Origin of the sequence: Xanthomonas sp. WHRI 8932A (assembly GCF_035012785.1) — a bacterium.
Classification (GTDB): domain Bacteria; phylum Pseudomonadota; class Gammaproteobacteria; order Xanthomonadales; family Xanthomonadaceae; genus Xanthomonas.
Genome location: NZ_JAYGQQ010000012.1, coordinates 34306 through 52486 on the forward strand (window position 1 = coordinate 34306; position 18181 = coordinate 52486).

Here is an 18181-nt window from a genome sequence, read left to right on the forward strand (position 1 = left end):
CAGGCGATCGGCAGTGATGGGCGATCCCGACGAGGCAGTGCACTTCTGGCGCATGCAGCGCAGCGCGCCAGTGAGCGGATGCACCTGTGGCGCGCGCCGCTACATGCAGCTTGGCACCGACGGTTCGACGCCGCGCGGCACACAGCGGCATGTCGAGTGCGAGCATCTGCGTCCCCCGGCCAACGCAATCTGCGCCGCGACGCGCGACAATGGCGAGCGCTCCAATGCCTCCTTTCTGTCCGGACCTTGGCCATGACCAAACCTTTCTCGCCTGCCTCCGCGCGCAATCGCGATCCGATCCTTGCAGTGTTGCAGCGTCACTTCGCCGATCGCCACCATGTGCTGGAAATCGGCGCAGGCACCGGCCAGCATGCGGTGCATTTTGCTGCGGCGATGCCGTGGTTGCAGTGGCAGGCCAGCGATCACGCCGATCATCTGCCGGGCATGCAGCAATGGCTGGATGACGCCGCGCTACCCAACACGCCGCCGCCGCTGGCACTGCAGGCCGTGCTGACGCCGACGCCTGGCTTGGCGCCACTGCCGCCCTTGCCCGCACTGCCCGATGGTCAGCGTGGTTTCGATGCGATCTACAGCGCTAACACCTTGCACATCATGGGCTGGCCGCAGGTGCAGGCCTTGTTTGCGGGCTTGCCCGAGGTGATGGCACCGCAGGCAGTGCTGGTGGTGTATGGGCCGTTCAATCGCGATGGTCACTTCACCAGCGACAGCAATCGCGACTTCGATGCGATGTTGCGCGCACGCGATGCGGCGTCGGGCATTCGCGATGCGGCCGACGTGGACGCGCTGGCTGCGCAGGTGGGCTTGCAGCTGGTGGAAGATGTCGAGATGCCGGCCAACAACTACTGCCGGGTGTGGCGTCGGGGCTAGAACGCGTTGGCGTTTTGATGCGCGCCGGTCGCGCAGTTGCCGACGATGACCGCATCCGCGCCAGCGGCGGCAGTCATCGCGGCGCCGACCGTGTAGCGCTGCTGTTGGGTACCTATCGCGTTGTCGTAATGGCCGCACTGCAGCGCGCGCGCTGGATCGCACGCGGCGCCATCGCATCATTCCTGCGGCGTATCGCGACGAACCGCCTGCGGCGTCTTTCTTGCCGATCCAGACCCGGAAGGCGCGGACGAACGAGTTGGTATCTTCAAACCCAAGCAGCAAGGCGATCTCCGCGCTGGACATCATGGGCTTGCGCAGATAATGCTCGGCCAACGCCGCGCGCACCTTGTCCGGTGTTTGTTGAAACGTGGTGCCTTCCTCATGCAAGCGGCGCTGCAATGTGCGGCTGCTCACTCCTAGCCTAGGCGCTTGGTCGTACACGCGGCAGCGTTCAAACCTTGCGCGCACGCATCACACATCGCTGCCTAGGTGGCAGGTGTCGAGCGGCCGCCACGCCACCGTTCCAACCACCACAGCACCGCCGCTGCGGCGACAAACCCCAGCCACCACGGCCAGCGTGGGCCGGGCTGGGGTATTGGGCGTGCCTGGCGTGGCGTGGCGCTGTGGTTGATGAGTGCACGCGTTGCATCGCGTTGCGTGTTGGCGAACAGGGCAGGCGCGTCGGCAGGTGCGCGGATGTAGAGCGCGCCGCTGCGTGTGGCGTCTTGCCAGCGATACCAACCGGTGTGCTCGGGCCAGAGGCCGGCGCAGGCCGCCGCGCCGGTGCCTGTGTCCGGTGGCAGTGGGCGGGTGGTGCCATCGGGCGAGAGCAGCTGTGCATCGCGGCTCAGGTTGCAGACGCTGATGCGTTGGTCGCGCCAACCAACGCGGGTGGGGCCGCGCGCTGTGGGTTGGGCGCGCGTCAGCGGCGAGAGCGTCTGGCTCCACAGCGCGGCATGCAGATCGGGTTGGCCTTGCAGTACCAGGCGGTAGCTGTCGGTGACGGCGAGCAGGCCGATACGCCCGCGCCCGATGGCGCGCCACCACGCGTACGGCGTGCCGTTGGATGCGCGCAGCACGGCGATGGCATCGGGGGCGTCGGGAACCAGCGTGCGGCGTTCCAGGGTGAGCAGTGCCTCGCTTGTGGCAGCGCGCGCGTCCGCTGCGTGCTGTGGCGATTGCTGATGCAGCGCCTGACGCGAGGCATTGGATGCGGGCGCGACCAGCAGCGGCGCGGCGGCGTTATCGCCACGCAGCGGCAAGCCCAGCGCGGCGATGGCAGTGCGTTGTGCGGCATCGAGCGGGCCGCCGAGGCGCAGCAACAGGCCCAGGCCGCGTTCGACCGCCGCCCGCACTGCATCGCGTTGCAGCCGCGACAGGCTGGCCAGCGCACGCTCGTCGAGGATGAGCAGGTCGCTGCGGTCCAGAGTGGCGGCGTCCAGCGCACGCGGCGCGTCGCCCAGCTGCATGCCGCCGCCGGTGGCGATCTGGGTGTGCAGGTCCAGGCCGGCGTCGTGCGCCCAGCGACGCAGATATTTGAGCTCGGGTTGCGGGGCGCCGGCGATGATCCAGAGGTTGGCGGCAGGGCTCTTCACCACGGAGACCGGCACCTCGGCCTGGTCGCGCGGGCGGGCGTCCGGCCCGAGCACGCGCACCACAAAAACGCTGTCGCCAGCGGCGCGCACGCTGCCGCCGAGCTGGAAGCGGCCGTCAGCATCGGGCGCAACCAGATCGACGCGGCGCCCGGCCGGGTCCAGCAGTTCGAGCCTGGCCTCGCGCACACCGGTGATGCGGCCGTGGACCCGCAGATCGGCCCCCGGCGCCAGTAACGATGGCGTGGACAGCTCGCTCAAGCCGGGCGTGGGCGCTGGAGCGGTGTAGCGCAGCGGCCAGCCGCGCGCGGTGTCGCGGTCGCGCGCGGGCAGGCCGGCGCCGACGATGCGCAGCCCGGTGGTGCCGGGATGGCGACGCAAGGCGGTCGCCAGATCCGGCATGCGCTCGGCATGGCGCAGCGCGGCCGGGGCCTCGGGTAGCGCGATGCGCGCGTCGCCGGGCGCGGTGGTCAGCGCTGCCGTGTCGCTGCCGGCAGTGGCGACCACCAGCGTGCCGCCATGCCCGGGCAGCGACGGCGGGACCAGTGCGCAATACAGCAGCGCGGCGCACAGCGGCTGCAAGGCGAGCAGCGCGGCCTTGCGCCAGCCGGCGATAGGGGCGCGGCGCAGGCGCCACCACGCCAGCAGCGTGATGCCGACCAGGGTGGCGATGATGATCCAGGCCGGCATCAGGGGCGCTCCTGTGCGTGCAGGGCATCGAGATAGCGCTGGCCGCCAGCATCGGGGGCAGTGCGCGGTTGCACGGCAGCCGGCGGGCGCGCCAGTACCGGCCACAGCAACGCGCGCAGGCGTTGCCGGCAGCTGGCGCAGTCGGGTGTGGCGCGCAGGGTCTCGACGGCGGCGGCCAGGTCCAGCGGGGCATCGAGCTGGGTCTCGTGCGCCGGCAGCCAGCGCGCGAACGCGTCCAGTGCGGCGGCATCCTGGGCGGGCGCAGCGTTGCCCAGCGACTGCCAGAGCGCCATCGGTTGCGGATCCGGGCTGGTGCGCGCGTCCAGGGCAGCGGCGCCGCGCGCCAGTCCGTCGCGCTTGCCGCTCATGCGCCGGCTGGGGTCGATCGGCGGCAGTTGCGTGCCGACGCGTGCCAGATAGATGCGCTCGGCCTGCTGCACCTGCTTGATGAAGCCCAGCGCCTTGTTGGCAAACGGCAGCGCGCGCTCGGGGTGGCCCTGGCGCAACTCGCCTTCGGATTGCCACATCTGGTCCAGCGCCGCGCGCAGCAGGGCGCGGGTCTGCGGGTCCAGCAAGGTGGCCGCTTCGGCGTGGTCGTGGGTGTGGCCGAACTCGGTCAGCACGTCCTGCGCCTGGCCGAAGCCGCTGCGCTCGGGGCGCCCATCCGCATGATCGTGGTCGTGGTCGTCCAGGGCAGCGGCACCGCTGGCGGCGGCGTGGTCGTGGTCATGATCGGCGTGTGGTTGCGTGGCGTCATGGGCGTGCTCGTCCGGCGCGGCCGGCGCATCGGCGGTGGGCATGTCGGCGGTGGGCAGGTCATCGGCCGGGGCGTCGCTGGTGGGCGGTGCGTCGGCGGTCGGCGGGCCCTTTGGCGCGCCTTCGCTTTCTTCGCCCAGGAACTGGCCGTAGCGCAGCCGCAGCAGGCGCTGGTCCACGCCGATGGCGTCGGCGCGTTTGAGATAGGTGGCCGCGTCCAGGCGCGGTTTTTCCTTCAGCAGCGCCTCGGCGTCGATGATGATCTGGCGCTGGCTGCGGAAGTAGGCCGGCAAGGTCTGTTTGACGCTCGCCTCCAGGCCGGCGGCCATGGTCTGTTCCGGCGGCGGCCAGCGCAGGATCACGCTGGCGCTGCGGCCTTCCTGCGGGCCGGGCTGGCGGGTGTCATGCACGATGAGCTGCGCGATCAGGTCATCACCAGCGGCCATGCCCAGCGCCTGCGGCTGCAGCGTGGCGGCGAAGTTGCGGCGGGTGGCCGGGCCGCTGCCGGTGAGCGTGCGGCGCTGGGTCTTGAAGGTGATGTTCTCGCCGCTGCCCTGGGCCAGGGTCAGGCGCAGCTCGGCGCTGGCGGCCACGGCGTAATCGTCGCTGGCTTCGAAGCGTAGTGCCCAGGCGCCGTTGGCCGGCGTCCACAGCACCAGGCTCTGCTCGGGGGCGAGCACGCGCACCTGCGGCGGGCGGTCCGGCAGCACATCCAGCCGGTGCAGTTGGCGGTCGGCGGGCGTGCCGTCGATGAGAATGCGGTACAGATTGGCGCGCGTAGCGATCCATTGGCCCTGCCATTGGTCGCTGCTGCCCTGCCGGGTCAGCGGGATGAGGCGGCCGTCGGTAAGCCGCAACGCTACGTTGCGCGGGGCCGGGCTGATCTGCAGTTGCCAGTCCAGCCGGGTGCCGGCGGGCACGCGCGCATCCAGGCCGGGCAGCCGCGCGGCGGGCAGGCCGGTATAGGCCGGCGGTGTGCTGCGCAGTTGCGCCTGACGCAGCATCGCGGCGCCGCTGCTGGCACGGGCAGCGGCCACGCGGTCGGCGGGGGCGGCCGGCGGCAGCGCCCGCGGCGGCCACAGCAGCAGCGCGCCGCAGGCGACCAGGCCGAGCAGGCTCCAGGGCCATGCGCGCCGCCACGGCCAGGCCGGGCGCAGATCGCGCGGAGTGCTGCGTAGGCGCTGCTCCAGCCGCTGACGTTGCAGCGCCTGCAGCGGGCCCAGTTGCGTGGCCGGTGCGAACAGCAGGTCGCTGCTGTCGTCCAGGTCCGGTTCGCGATCCAGCCGGCGGATCAGCCAGGTCTGGTCCAGCTGCCGCGCCGCGTGCAGCGCGACGGCGGCCAGCATCGCGACGCCCAACAGCAACAGCGGCACCACCGCGGCGTGTGCGCCCATGCGCCAGGCACCCGCGCCCGGCAGCAGCGCCAGCGGCCACCCAAACACCACCACCCCGGCAGCGCGACGTCGGCGTGCGGCCTGCCAGGCGCGCTGCAGTGCGGGCGTGCTCATGCCGCGCTGCTCCGGCGTGGCGCGGTGGCCAGCCAGCGCTCGAGCGCAAACAGCAGCAACACCACACCGACCAGCCACGGTGCCAGCGGCCATGGCGGCGTGGTCAGCCGGATCGCGCCGCCGCGCTGCGGCTGTTGGGTCTGCGCCAGGGCACGTTGCGGGATGGGTGGTGGCTGCAGCGCCGCGTGCAGGCGGGTGGGGAACTCGGCGTCCAACAGCGCCGGCAGCTGCTGCGGCTGCAACGGCGCGGCCCAGCGCAGCAGGCGCCCACGCCCGAAGGCGGCGGCGTCGAGCACCGGCTGCCCCTGTGTTTCGAGCACGGGTTGCAGCGGCGCGGCGAGTGCGGGCGGCACCGGCGTGCGCGCATCCAGCAGCAGCTGGCCGCCGGCCGCAACCCAATCCAGCACCGGCGCGGGCGGGGCGGTGGGCGACAGCCACGCCACCACCGTGCCGGGTGCCCAGCGCGCCGGCACGGCATCGGCGGGCGTGCCCACCGGCAAGCTGCCCGGCAGTGCCCAGGCTGCATGCACCGCGCGCAGATAGCGCAAGGCCGGTGCGGCGCGGTCGTCGGCAATTGCCTGCACGCGCAGCGGCACGGTGGCAGGCGTGGCGGCCACCGGCGACGCACCGGGCAGCACCTGCCACTGCACTGCACGCGATAACTGCAGTCGTTGCGCATCCACCACGCCCCACTGCGCGGGCACGATCACGCTGAGCGGCGTGTCTGCGGGCAGGCTGGCATCGAGTTCGCGCAGCAGGCTGCCAACCGGTTGCGGATTGCCGCCCTGCGCACCATTACTGGTGGCGACATCTGCCTTGACATCGATCGGTGCAAAGCCCGGCGCCAGCCACACCCATTGCGCATCCTTGGGCTGCGGCAGCGCGCGTGCGGCGGCCAGGTCCACACCCGGGCTCACTGCGATACGCGGGCGCGCATCCTGATGCGCACGCAACGCCGGTTCTGCCAGCAGCAGCGCCAATGCTGCCAATAGCAGCAGGCGCACCAGCAGCAACGGCAGCTCGTCCAGGCGCACGCGGTGGCGTGGGCGTGGCACTGCACGCAACCAGCGCAGCGCAGCGAAGTCGGTAGGCCGGTGCTCGCTACGCCGCGCCAGATGGATCAGCAGCGGCAGCAGCAGGGCAGCCAATGCCGCGAGCCCGGCGGGGAACAGCAACAGCAAGTTCATTGCCATGCCTCTGCGCTGACGCTGTGCACGAGTGAATGCATGGTGCTGCCGGTGTGCGGGTGGCTGTGGATAGGGTGGGTTTGCTGTCTCAGCGGCAACAGCAGTTGTAGCCTTAGCTGAGACTCCAACTGCAATCGCAGCCGCAGCCGGAGTTGCAAGCCGCGCACGCGCGCGACGGTGGTCGGCGTTGTACTCATGCGAAGACGTTGCCTAGGCAACTGTGGCCGCAACTGCAACTGCAGTGGCATGCAGAGTTGCATGATGTGCACGTGCTCGACGTTGGTCAGCGTTTTACCCATGCGAAGACCTCGCCTAGGTAACTGCGGCCGCAACTGCGACTGCAATCGCAACAGCGGTGGCATGCGCAGTTGCATGGCGTGCGCATGCTCAACGTTGGTCTGCACTGCACTCATGCGCAGGCGTCGCCCGGGTAATGCGGATACATCGCGCATGGCGCTGTACGTCGCGCTGGTATCGCCATGCAATGCGTGATGCGGCCCGGCACGCGCGGTTGCCACTGCGGGCTATGCCAGCTGTTTGCAGGACGCGTTTGCCGCTGTGGTGGCTGCTGTACCGCCACTGCCGACAGCGAGACCGATCGCGAGCTGGAATGCGCCGTCGTCGGCCCGCGCAGGCACGCGCTCATCGGGACCCGCCTTGACCGAACAGCTGGCGCAGCGCGGCATCGGCCGGCGCATCCAGGTAATGCACGGCATGCGCGATGCCGGCCGCCTGCCAGCGCGCCTGCCGCGCGCGCTGGGCCGTGGCAAAGCGTTGCAGATAGTCCTCGCGCATCGCCGCGCCGTCGCCGAGCAGTTCTTCGCCGGTTTCCGGGTCGCGGAAACGGTGCCCGCCGCTGAATTGAAAATCGCGTTCGTCGCAGGTGAGCACCTGCAGCTGCAGCACTTCACGGCGCGCGGCGGCGAACTTTTCCAATGCGCTCGCAAGTTCTTCATCGAACCCATCGCCGATGGACAGCAGCAGATCGTGCGCGGCGATGCGTTCCCACAACGGCCGCAACGCCTCCAGCCCCGGCCAGCGGCCGCCGGCGCGTAGGCCGTGCAGGGCCAGCCACAGCCGGTCGCGCTGGCGGCTGCCAACACCCGCCGGCACCGCAACCAGGCCGCCGCCATGCAAGGCATACAGGCCGACGCGGTCGCCTTGCTGCAGCGCCACTTCGGCCGCGCAGGCGGCCAGTGTCGCCATCGTCTGCAGGCGGGTGTGCTCCGGCCGCGCGCTGTCGGTTTGCCCGGCCGACGCGGTGGCATCGAGCAATAGCCAGAGCGTCAGCGGGCTTTCGCGCTCGGCTTCGCGCACGAAAAACCGGTCCGAGCGCGCGTAGAGCTTCCAGTCGATCTGGCGCAGCGCATCGCCCGGCTCGTAGGCGCGGTACTGCGCAAATTCCAGCCCGGCGCCGCGGCTGCGGCTGGCGTGCTGGCCAATCCCGTGCCCGCCCTGCGCCTGACGCGCGCGCAGCTGCAAGCCGCGCAAACGGCTGCGCACATCGGCGGGAATCAGAGCCGGCAGCGGTGGATGCATGGCGCTGCGCTCAGTTCGGGAACGGCACCGCGCGCAGCAGCGCGGCGACCACATCATCGGCACTGCGTTGTTCGGCTTCGGCAGCGAAGGACAGCAGCAACCGATGTCGCATCACCGGCGCCGCAAGCGCCAGCACATCCTCGCGCGTAGCGGCCAGCCGGCCATGCAGCAAAGCGCGCGCCTTGGACGCCAGCACCAGCGATTGCCCGGCACGCGGGCCGGCACCCCATTTGATCCATTGCCGCACCTCATCGCTGGCCTGCGGGCCGGGACGGCTTGCCCGCACCAGGCGATTGATCCAGGTCAGCAGATCCGCGCCCACATGCACGTCGCGCACCTGCCGCTGCAGCGCCTGCACGCTGGCCGCATCCATCACCTTGGGCACCTGCGCGCTTGCGCTGCCGGTGGTCTGGCTGAGGATGTCGTGCTCTTCCTGCTCGCTGGGATAATCCACGCGCACATGCAGTAAAAAGCGGTCCAGCTGCGCTTCCGGTAGCGGGTAGGTGCCGGCCTGTTCGATCGGGTTCTGCGTGGCCAGCACGAAGAACGGATCCGGCAACGCATAGGTAGTGCCGGCATAGCTGACCGTGCGCTCGCTCATCGCTTCCAGCAATGCGGCCTGGGTCTTGGGCGGGGTGCGATTGAGTTCGTCGGCGAGCAGCAGGTTGGTGAAGATCGGGCCTTGCTGAAAGCGGAAATGCCGGTGCCCGGTGCCGTGGTCTTCCTCCAGCAACTCGGTGCCCAGGATGTCGCTGGGCATCAGATCGGGGGTGAACTGCACGCGGCGGAACTGCAGTTCCAATGCCTGGCCGAGCGAACGCACCAGCAGCGTCTTGCCCAGCCCGGGGGCGCCTTCCAGCAGGCAGTGACCACCAGCCAGCAGGCCGATCAATAGCTGCTCCACCACCGCATCCTGCCCGACCACGGCCTGGGCCAAAGCGGCGCGCAGCGCGCCAAGTTGCGAGAGCTGGGCAGTGAGTGTGTCTTCGTCGGGGGAGGTCATGCGGAGTCTCTGGTGATGTGGCGGCTTGCGTATCGCGTATTGGCGCGTAGTACGGTGTTATCGATGGTGTTGCATGGTGCGAGCAGGTTCCTGCGAAGCCACCGTGGTATGCGTATGCGATGAGGTTACCCAGCCAGATGTGCCTTACGTAGCAGCGTGCCTGCGCGCGACGCGTTATCGGTGGGCCGCATCGCGCGCGCTGCGCAGCATGTCAGTTGGTCAACGCATACATCACGATGTTCACGCCGAACTTGGTGTTGTCTTCGGCCAGAAAACGTTTGTTGCGCCAGTCGTAATCCCATTCGCAGCCGTAATCCTTGTTGCTGTAGAGCACACCCAATCTTCCGTCGATGCTGATGCCCTTGAGGTAGTCGTGCACCAGATCATCGCCCCAGCCATTGAGCTCGAAGCTGGTGGCGGGCGGGCCGTCCGGGAACTTGAAGAATGCGCTGTAAAGACGATGGTTCTTCGGTAATTTCTGCAGCGCGCTCTTGCCGAACAGCGCGGTCATCTGCGCCTCGAACGAGGTAGCGAACAAGCCATCGATATCGTGGTTGCAGTCGTCCACAAACACGAAGCCGCCGTTACGCACGTACTGCTCGAAATTGCGCCGCTCGGCCGGATTGAATTCCACCAGTTTGTGCCCGGCCAGATAGCAGAACGGCGCTTGCAACATGCGCGGATCGGCCAGGTCGATAACGTGTTCTTCCGGGTCCACCCGCAGCTGCGTGTAGTCGATCAACGAGGTGATCAGGTTGGATGGCATGCGCGCATCCACATCCCAATCGCCGGAATCGTAGCGCAGCCGCGTAAACCAGAAGTCGTAAGCGCCGGCCGCACGCGCCGGCCATGGCAGCGCCAAACCGGCGGCGCTGCCAAGCAGTAGCTGCAGGAAATGGCGGCGCGATGTCGGAGCCGGGAGGGAACCGGGAGCCGGAAGCGCTCGTGAAAATTCAGGTTGAGAGAAGCGGCTCTTGCTCTCCCATTCCCGATTCCCGACTCCCGATTCCCGGCTCCTACTCACACCGCATCCGACAACGAGGTAAACGTGAAATCACGCAGCCGCATCGGCGGGATCATCATCACATAGCTGGATTCATCGCCGGCCACGCGCACCGGCTTGCCCAGTTCGTCGATGTTGTTGAGCATGATGATCGGCGATTCGTTGAAGCGGAAATTCTTCACCGGGTATTTGATCTGCCCGTTCTCGATGTAAAAGGTGCCATCGCGGGTCAGCCCGGTCAGCAGCACGGTCTGCGGGTCGACCATGCGGATGTACCAGGTGCGCGTGACCAGGATGCCTTTCTCGGTGCCGCGCACCAGCTCGGCGATGTTCTTGTCGCCGCCGGCCATCAGCAGATTGCCCGGCTCGCCGATCGCACGCTTGCCGTTCTTCTGCGCCCAATAGCGCGAATACTGCAGGTTGGCGACCTTGCCGTTTTCGACGATGGACATCTTCTCGCGCGGCAGGCCTTCTTCGTCCCACGGCATCACTGCTGCACGCGCGTCCCATGGGTCGGCGGTGATGTTGACGCGCGGGTCGTACACCTGCTCGCCCAGTTTGTTGCCGCCGCCCTTCTTGGACAGGAAGCTGCGGCCCTCGTCGGCCATGCGCGCATCGAAGTAGCGCATCATGAACGAGATCAGCCCGGCCGCTGCTGCCGGCTCCAGAATTACGGTGTATTTGCCCGGTTCCAGCGCCTTGGCTTCGGCTGAATCGCTGGCCTTGCGCATCGCGATGCGGACGTCCTGCTCGGCCTTGAAGTCGGATGCGTCCTTCAGATTGCGCCCCACCCAGCCCGAGCCGCGGCCGTCTTCGGTGCGCACGGTACAGGTGTAGTCGAAGCGTGCGTTGCGCTGATAGCCGAAGTTGCCTTTGCTGTTGGCGAACGCGGTAAAGCTCTGGCCATCTTCCAGAAAGCCGGCAGCGATCAGTCCCTTGCCCTTGCAGGGGGCGATCGAATCGGCTGCGACCTGCGCGCGGAACGCCGGGTCTACCGCTGCAGTGGATGCACTGAAGGTGGGGCTGGCAGTGTAGGTCTGCTTGTCGACGGCCGGCATGAACTCCGGATTTTCCGGTGCCAGCTTTGCCAGATCTTCGGCGCGGCTTACCACACGCTCCAGCGATGCATCGTCGAACTCGTTGATGGTGGCGGTGCCCACGCGCTTGCCAAACGCCACCTGCACCTGCAGATCGGTGTTGTCGACAATGCCGCTGGTGGACACGTTATTGAGCGCAAAGCGGATATTGCCGTCGATTGCGCCAGTGAGCGTGGCGGTGCACTCGTCGGCCTTGGACAGTTTGATGACCTTGTCCAGGATGGCCTTGGCCTGCGCTTCGGTAAGGATGCTCATGTGGGTTTCTCCTGTCAGCCGAGCGAGCGGGCGGTGCTGATGACGTTGATGCCATCGAAGCGTGCGGTGGACGAACCATGCGAGACCGCCGAGGATTGGCTGGGCTGGCCCTTGCCATCGAAGAACGAACCGCCCAGGCGGTAGTCGCGCTGATCGGCCACCGCGCTGCAGGCATTCCAGAATTCTGGCGTGCGGATTTGGTAGGCCACGTCTTCGAGCATGCGGGTGATCGCACCATTCTTGATTTCGTAAAACAACTGGCCACCGAACTGCGCGTTGTAGCGCTGTTGGTCGATGGAGAACGAGCCGTCGCCGATGATGTAGATGCCGTTTTCCACGTTCTTGATCAAGTCGCTCACGCTCAGCGGCGTCTTGCCGGCGGCCAGCGACACATTGGCCATGCGCTGGAACTGCACGCTCGACCACGAGTCTGCGTAGCAGCAGCCATCGGAGGCGGTCTTGCCGAGGATATGCGCTTGATCGCGGATCGCCTGGTAGTCCACCAGCTTGCCGTCGCGGATCAGGTCCCACTGTTTGGTCTTGACGCCTTCATCGTCGTAACCCACCGCGCCCAGGCTGCCGGGCTGGGTCTTGTCGGCGAGAATGTGCACCTTGTCGCTGCCGTACTGGAAACCGGCCTTGAGCTTGTCCAGCGTGGCGAAACTGGTGCCGGCGTAGTTGGCCTCGTAGCCGAGCACGCGGTCCAGCTCCAGCGGGTGGCCCACCGATTCGTGGATGGTGAGCCAGGTGTGCGAGGGATCCAACACCAGGTCGTACTTGCCCGGCTTCACCGACGGCGCCTTGAGTTTTTCCTGCGCCTGCTTGGCGGCGGCGATGGCATCTTCCTTCATGTCGTAGGACAGGCCGTAGTTCACCACGCCATTGGGCGAGACGAACTTGCCCGAGGCCGCGCCATCCAGATACTCGTAGCCCAGGCCCATCGGCGCGGACAGCCCCTCGCGGGTGCGGAACTTGCCGCTGGCCTTGTCGATGGCGGTCACGGTCAGTGGCGCCCAGATGCGATGCACATCCTGGTCGATGTAGGAGCCATCGGTGCTGGCAAAATACTTTTGCTCGTTGACCACGAACAGCATGGAGTTGACGAAGCTGGCGCCGGCCGCGGTGGCGGCGGCATTCACACCCAGCAGCAGATCCACCTTGTCCTTGATCGGCACTTCCATCGCGTTCTTGGTGATCGGCGTCTTCCAGCTGACCTCGCCAACACCGGGCGTGGGTGCCAGCTGCACCGGCGTGCCCTGCACCTTGGCATTGGCCTTGGCGATGGCAGCCGCTTGTGCAGCGGCCTTGGCCACGCCCTGCTCGGTCAGATCGTTGGTGGCAGCAAAGCCCCACGCACCGCCCACGATCACGCGGATGCCGGCACCGATGGATTCGGTGTTGACCACGTTCTGCACCTTGTCTTCGCGGGTGATCACGAACTGGCGCAGATAGCGGCCGATGCGCACATCGCAATAACTCGCGCCGGCCTGCCGCGCGGCAGTGAGCCCGGCATCGGCCAGGCGCTTCTTGCGGCCCACATCGAAGGGCGTCAACAACTGTTCGGCGGCAATTGCCTTGCCGAAATAGGCCGGCACGATCAGCCCGCCCATGGTCAGCCCGGTCAGGGCCAGGAAATCACGTCGCTGCACGGCAACTCCCCAATAGTCCCGCGCGGCGCGCAGGTGGTGTGGTGACGCGCACAGCTCTGCACGCGGTATCTCCGATTCTTGCCGGGCGAAGAATGCGGCGTCAAATGACTTTCGGCAGGGGGGTGTGGGTAAGCGATGTCCCAGATGACGTCAGTGATGCGGCGGATCTGTCTTGAAACGTGGCGAACACGACTGGCTGCACATGCGTGCTACATCATCGCCGCGACACGCGGTTGATCGATGCCGCACGCGTTTGTCCTGTTGACGATCGCGCCTTCCGTGAAGATCGCAGCGTTGTGCGCAGTAGTTGTCTTACATGTTCCAAACAGCTGGAAAAAGGCTGTGGAGGCTTTGGTCGCGCAGTGATACAGCTGCGGCTTGGCTGCAGGGCCCTTGCCCGCCTACCATCGCGGGACACGCTGCAAGTACGTCCATGTAGCTCTTTGGCGGCATCCATGCCGCCAAAGGTCCCGCGACGGTAGGCGGGCAAGGACCAGTGAAGAGGGTCGGTGTGTTGGTTTTCAACGAGCGATCGATCAACGTGCCGGTGCGGTGTCCTTACCGCTTGCGGGACCCTGTGGCGGCATGGATGCCGCCACGGAGCGTCCATGGATGGATTCACAGCGTGTCCCGCAAGCGGTGAGGGCACCGCATCCCCGACGCACCAGGCATTTGACTGCATCCGAGAGGCGGCATGTCTCGACGTCTCTGTGCTTCTGAGCCTAATGACCGCAGTGGATGTCTCAGTCGCGCACTGCTACGGCTGCGGTTTCGCTGCAGGGCCCTTGCCCGCCTACCATCGCGGGACACGCTGCAAGTACGTCCATGTCAGCTCTTTGGCGGCATCCATGACGCTAAAGGTCCCGCGACGGTAGGCGGGCAAGGACCAGTGAAGAGGGTCGGCGTGTTGGTTTTCAACGAGCGATCGATCAACGTGCCGGTGCGGTGTCCTTACCGCTTGCGGGACCCTGTGGCCGCATGGATGCTGCCACGGAGCGCCCAAGGATGGATTTACAGCGTGTCCCGCGAGCGGTGAGGGCACCGCGCCCTCGACGAACTGTGGCGGTTTGAGTGCCCAAAGGAACCATCGAGCGATGGAGGCACGCCGTGTCTCGTAAGAGCTGAGGGCGGCACACCAAGGCCAACAAAGAACCGTCCCGTCAGCCGCTTTCAGTCCAACACGTTCAGCCCAACGAATACGCGGTATTGATCACCTTGATGCCATCGAAGCGCGCGGTGGACAAGCCATATGACTTAGATGACCAAGCCGCAGCATTGGTACGCAGGATGCTGGAGTTAAAGGATTTCGGTGGATTGTCCAGAGCTTCGCTGAACCTTACTCAGGGTGTCGAGCCGACGACGCGGCCTGTGTAAGGCCAACCGCCGAGCTGCGACGTCTCCCCCGGAATCGAGCCGCGCCGCGGTGCGGCGCCGGCTCGACAGTTCTCACTTGGTCTGGCTTGCCGCGCGTTTGAAATACGCCGTGCGCATCATCGGGTTGCCGTCCTTGAAGTACGCCTCAATCTCGGTCATCACCTTGCCATCGGCGCTGACCGTATAGGTGCGGGTAGATGCCGGCACGCCTTGGTACATCAACTGCATCACCAGCACGCCGGGCTCGGGCATTTTGACTGCGGCACGATCGACCAGATAAGTGCCGGATGCCTTGCCCGGCGTGCCGTCCAGCAACAGCGTGGATTGCGCCTGCAGCGTCTTGTTATCTTGGTCGACGATCTCGGCACTGGTGAACCATTTGTTGCCTGGAACTTGTTTGAAATCCAGGACAACGCGTTTGGGTCGTGCAGCAGCCGGCATCGGCAGGCTGCCGATATCCAGCAGCCAGGTTCCAACCAGTGGCGATGGCGCGGTTGGTGCGGAGACGGCGGGTGTGGCTTGCAACATGACGGCAGCCACCAGTGCAATACATGCGGTCTTCATGAGAACTCCCTTATCGATATGTGATCCCTGCGGGCAGTCAGGCGACTGCTTGCAAGGCATTGCGCGTAGAGATCAACTTCTCGTAGACCGTCCCACTCCGGCCCGAGGGCGATACTCACCGCTGCCCGGTGGTGAGTCAACTCACGGCACATGGAGTCGGCAGCCCTTGCTTGCCTCGCGCATCGTTGGCGATGCAATCATGACCGCTTACCCGGGATTCAATCGAAATGGATGACGCGTAACGCGCGCAATGACGGCGCTGCTCGCGCAGGCGGTAATGCCAGTGCTTGGCGATACAGTTGCGCCGGCACCTTGCATCGCTGCGGGTCGGACTATGCAGCCCAATCGATCGGGTGCTGCGCCGAATCGATTGCCTCCCAAAACGGTTTGTTGCGACGCAAGCGCGCTGCGCGATCTTCTGCGTCGGACACCGCGTATTGCGGTGCCTGTGTTGCGGTGCTGGCGATCAGGTCGGCAAGCAGGCCAGGTACGCGTGCGCGCGTTTCCTTGTTCTATAGGCGTTCGCCGTTGTCCAACAACCTGTTGTGGTTTGGACATCCCAACCAAGCCGTCCAGCAAAGGGAGCGCTGAGCGTCCCGTTAGCGCTGCGGGCACCTAGCCCTACACCGGCGAACAAACCGTCCCGTTAGCCGCTTTCAGTCCAAAGACTTCAGCCCAACGAACGCGCGGTATTGATCACGTTGATGCCATCGAAGCGTGCGGTGGCCGAACCATGCGACACCGCAGATACCTGGCTCGGTTGCCCCTTGCCATCGAAGAACGAGCCGCCCAACCGGAAGTCGCGCGCATCGCAGACCGCGCTGCAGGCGTTCCAGAATTCCGGCGTGCGGATTTGGTAAGCGCCGTCTTCCACCAGCCGCGTGACCTGGCCGTTTTCGATCTCGTAGAACAGCTGTCCACCGAACTGCGCGTTGTAGCGCTGCTGATCGATCGAGTACGAACCGCGTCCATGGATGTATAGCCCGCGCTCGACGTTCTTGATCATGTCCGCCACCGCCAGCGGCGCCTTGCCTGCTGCCAGCGACACGTTGGGCATGCGCTGGAACTGCACGTTGGACCACGAATCGGCGTAACTACAGCCGTCGGAGGCGGTCTTGCCGAGCAGATGCGCCTGATCGCGCGTGCATTGGTAATCGACCAGGATGCCATCCTTCACCAAGTCCCATTGCTTGGTCTTGACGCCCTCATCGTCGTAGCCCACCGCACCCAGGCTGCCGGGCTGCGTCTTGTCGGCGACAAAGGTCACCGCGTCGCTACCCCAGCGGAACTTCGCATCGCGCTTGTCCAGCGTGGCGAAACTGGTACCGGCGTAATTGGCCTCGTAGCCCAGCACACGATCGAGCTCGAGCGGGTGTCCCACTGATTCGTGGATGGTGAGAAACAGATTGCTCGGGTCAATCACCAGATCGTACTTGCCGGCCTTCACCGACGGCGCAGTGAGCTTGGCACGCGCCTGCTTTGCCGCGGCAATGGCGTCTTCGCGCGCATCGTAGCTGTTTCCATAACCGACCAGCCCGCCAGGCAGTGCATGCTTCTCGCGCGCATCGCCATCCAGATACTCATACCCCATGCCCATCGGCGCGGACAGCCCGTCGCGGGTGCGGAATTTACCGCTGGCCTTGTCCACCGCGGTCACGGTGAAGGGCAGCCACAGCCGGTGCACATCCTGGTCGATATAGGAGCCATCGCTGCTGGCGAAATACTTCTGCTCGTTGATCGCAAACATGCGCGAGGCCACGAAGGTGGCGCCGGCGTTGAGCGCGGCCGCGTTGACCTCCATCAGCAGCGCGACTTTGTCTTGCAGCGGCACTTCCATCGCGTTTTTCTTGATCGGTGTCTTCCAACTGACCTGCCCGGCCGGCGTCACCGGCGCCAGCTGCACCGGCGTGCCGCCCAGCCGCGCATTGGCCTTGGCAATCGCCACCGCCTGCCGCGTGGCGGTGGCCACACCATCGCTGGTCAGCGTATTGGTCGCCGCAAAGCCCCACGCACCCTCGGCCAGCACGCGCACGCCAACGCCACTGGATTCGGCATTGACCACGTTCTCCACCTGCGCCTCGCGAGTGATCACGAACTGGCGCAGATACCGGCCCACGCGCACATCGCAATAGCTGGCACCGGCGGCCTTGGCCGTGGTCAGCGCGGTATCGGATAAGCGCCGGTTGCGTGCCGCATCCACCGGGCTGAGCAATTGCTCTGCAGCGATCAGCCGCGCATGCGGCAGCAGCAACCCGGCTGCACCGATGCCGGACAAGGTGAGGAAGGTACGACGGTCCACAGCGGTTCTCCGTTGAAGGCGAGCGGCACGACTCCTCGCCGCGCCAGCCCCCGAGACTGGCTGGTGCGGGCGATGGCGGTCAAGGGGGCAATGGCCACGCGGCATCTGGCAGCTCCATCTGCAGCGCCGTCATGCCCATCGCGTACACCCTGGGTTCCAGGCCATGCGCCATGGCGGGCTCAGCGTGCAGGTAGAGGCCGCAATCGCCGGTCCAACAGATAGCCCAGCAGGCCGCCGATGGCGATGGGCAGCAGCGCATAGATCGGGATGAAGATCAGCGCCAGCGCCGACTGCGCGTCGGCACGCAGATCCAGCGTGGCGTGCGCCCAGGCCAACGCACCGAAGCCAAGCAGGCACGGCATGAGCAGCGCGACCGCCCGCCGGTACGCAAAACTGATCGCCAGCAGCGCCCCCCAGGCGATTGCGTTGAATCCGCCCAACAACAGCCACCCGCCCCAGCCGGTGTCGGTGTATTGCCGCAACCAGTCCATGCCATACGGCAGTCGTACCGCGTACGGAAGTACCAAGCCAACAACAACCAGCAGGCAACGGGCAGTGCGCATGCGCATCGGTACAGTTCGGTTGGCGCGGCGGGAGTGCGAGCGCGCCAATACTTGTGGATGGATGCGCGTGCGTCAACGCCCCCAGGCATGCAACGAGCGGCAGTCCTTTCGCGTTGCAGAGCGCACTGTGTTTCGTTAAGACGCACGCCATGTCGTTGAGCGGGCGGTACCCGGCGCTGCAGGAAAGTCCTGCGTACCGTGCACGTACTATTGG

At 66.5% G+C, this 18181-nt stretch carries 14 protein-coding genes; 2 read left to right on the forward strand and 12 right to left on the reverse strand.

Annotated features, from left to right (window positions below; genetic code table 11):
- Positions 1-16: 16 nt before the first annotated feature.
- The gene (locus tag VC212_RS19020) at positions 17-256 is read left to right on the forward strand and encodes a hypothetical protein (protein ID WP_311238098.1); all 240 of its coding nucleotides are present in this window, start codon (positions 17-19) and stop codon (positions 254-256) included.
- Entirely contained in the window at positions 253-888 is a 636-nt protein-coding gene (locus VC212_RS19025; RefSeq protein ID WP_323526531.1) for a DUF938 domain-containing protein, read from the forward strand. Before VC212_RS19020 ends, VC212_RS19025 begins: the two co-directional genes overlap by 4 nt.
- A 485-nt stretch (positions 889-1373) precedes the next feature.
- Here the strand turns inward: VC212_RS19025 and VC212_RS19030 are convergent, their stop codons facing one another.
- The 12 genes from VC212_RS19030 to VC212_RS19085 all read right to left on the reverse strand — a co-directional run bounded on the left by VC212_RS19030 (position 1374) and on the right by VC212_RS19085 (position 17973).
- Positions 1374-3170, reverse strand: coding sequence for a carboxypeptidase regulatory-like domain-containing protein (locus tag VC212_RS19030; RefSeq protein WP_323526532.1), 1797 nt, complete (start codon positions 3168-3170; stop codon positions 1374-1376).
- A complete protein-coding gene (locus VC212_RS19035) occupies positions 3170-5434 on the reverse strand; it encodes a hypothetical protein (protein WP_323526533.1) in 2265 nt (754 codons plus the stop codon). The genes VC212_RS19030 and VC212_RS19035 overlap by 1 nt, the downstream gene beginning before the upstream one ends.
- Positions 5431-6621 carry a BatA domain-containing protein gene (locus VC212_RS19040; RefSeq protein WP_323526534.1) on the reverse strand — a complete coding sequence of 397 codons (1191 nt, stop codon included), beginning with the start codon at positions 6619-6621 and terminating at the stop codon, positions 5431-5433. The genes VC212_RS19035 and VC212_RS19040 overlap by 4 nt, the downstream gene beginning before the upstream one ends.
- Positions 6618-7139, reverse strand: coding sequence for a hypothetical protein (locus VC212_RS19045; RefSeq protein WP_323526535.1), 522 nt, complete (start codon positions 7137-7139; stop codon positions 6618-6620). The genes VC212_RS19040 and VC212_RS19045 overlap by 4 nt, the downstream gene beginning before the upstream one ends.
- 124 nt (positions 7140-7263) lie before the next feature.
- Positions 7264-8160, reverse strand: coding sequence for a DUF58 domain-containing protein (locus tag VC212_RS19050; protein ID WP_323526536.1), 897 nt, complete (start codon positions 8158-8160; stop codon positions 7264-7266).
- A gap of 10 nt (positions 8161-8170) precedes the next feature.
- A complete protein-coding gene (locus VC212_RS19055) occupies positions 8171-9163 on the reverse strand; it encodes a MoxR family ATPase (protein ID WP_323526537.1) in 993 nt (330 codons plus the stop codon).
- Between the two features lie 211 nt (positions 9164-9374).
- Positions 9375-10187, reverse strand: coding sequence for a DUF4159 domain-containing protein (locus VC212_RS19060; protein WP_323526538.1), 813 nt, complete (start codon positions 10185-10187; stop codon positions 9375-9377).
- Complete coding sequence (locus tag VC212_RS19065) at positions 10184-11518, reverse strand: TldD/PmbA family protein (RefSeq protein WP_323526539.1); 1335 nt, start codon at positions 11516-11518, stop codon at positions 10184-10186. The genes VC212_RS19060 and VC212_RS19065 overlap by 4 nt, the downstream gene beginning before the upstream one ends.
- Positions 11519-11532: 14 nt before the next feature.
- Positions 11533-13167: a TldD/PmbA family protein gene (locus VC212_RS19070; RefSeq protein ID WP_161962972.1), complete on the reverse strand. Its 1635-nt coding sequence runs from the start codon at positions 13165-13167 to the stop codon at positions 11533-11535.
- A 1446-nt stretch (positions 13168-14613) separates the two neighbouring features.
- The gene (locus tag VC212_RS19075) at positions 14614-15081 is read right to left on the reverse strand and encodes a LuxR family transcriptional regulator (protein ID WP_323526692.1); all 468 of its coding nucleotides are present in this window, start codon (positions 15079-15081) and stop codon (positions 14614-14616) included.
- 694 nt (positions 15082-15775) lie between these two features.
- Positions 15776-17404, reverse strand: a complete 1629-nt coding sequence (locus tag VC212_RS19080; protein ID WP_323526540.1) for a TldD/PmbA family protein — start codon at positions 17402-17404, stop codon at positions 15776-15778.
- Positions 17405-17583: 179 nt separating this feature from the next.
- The gene (locus tag VC212_RS19085) at positions 17584-17973 is read right to left on the reverse strand and encodes a hypothetical protein (RefSeq protein ID WP_323526541.1); all 390 of its coding nucleotides are present in this window, start codon (positions 17971-17973) and stop codon (positions 17584-17586) included.
- Positions 17974-18181 lie beyond the last annotated feature (208 nt).

Bases quoted from the DNA above. Each gene is read 5' to 3' on its own strand.
- VC212_RS19020 (WP_311238098.1), top strand. From the start codon at position 17: ATGGGCGATCCCGACGAGGCAGTGCACTTCTGGCGCATGCAGCGCAGC.
- VC212_RS19025 (WP_323526531.1), top strand. From the start codon at position 253: ATGACCAAACCTTTCTCGCCTGCCTCCGCGCGCAATCGCGATCCGATC.
- VC212_RS19030 (WP_323526532.1), bottom strand. From the start codon at position 3,170: ATGCCGGCCTGGATCATCATCGCCACCCTGGTCGGCATCACGCTGCTG.
- VC212_RS19035 (WP_323526533.1), bottom strand. From the start codon at position 5,434: ATGAGCACGCCCGCACTGCAGCGCGCCTGGCAGGCCGCACGCCGACGT.
- VC212_RS19040 (WP_323526534.1), bottom strand. From the start codon at position 6,621: ATGAACTTGCTGTTGCTGTTCCCCGCCGGGCTCGCGGCATTGGCTGCC.
- VC212_RS19050 (WP_323526536.1), bottom strand. From the start codon at position 8,160: ATGCATCCACCGCTGCCGGCTCTGATTCCCGCCGATGTGCGCAGCCGT.
- VC212_RS19055 (WP_323526537.1), bottom strand. From the start codon at position 9,163: ATGACCTCCCCCGACGAAGACACACTCACTGCCCAGCTCTCGCAACTT.
- VC212_RS19065 (WP_323526539.1), bottom strand. From the start codon at position 11,518: ATGAGCATCCTTACCGAAGCGCAGGCCAAGGCCATCCTGGACAAGGTC.
- VC212_RS19085 (WP_323526541.1), bottom strand. From the start codon at position 17,973: ATGCGCATGCGCACTGCCCGTTGCCTGCTGGTTGTTGTTGGCTTGGTA.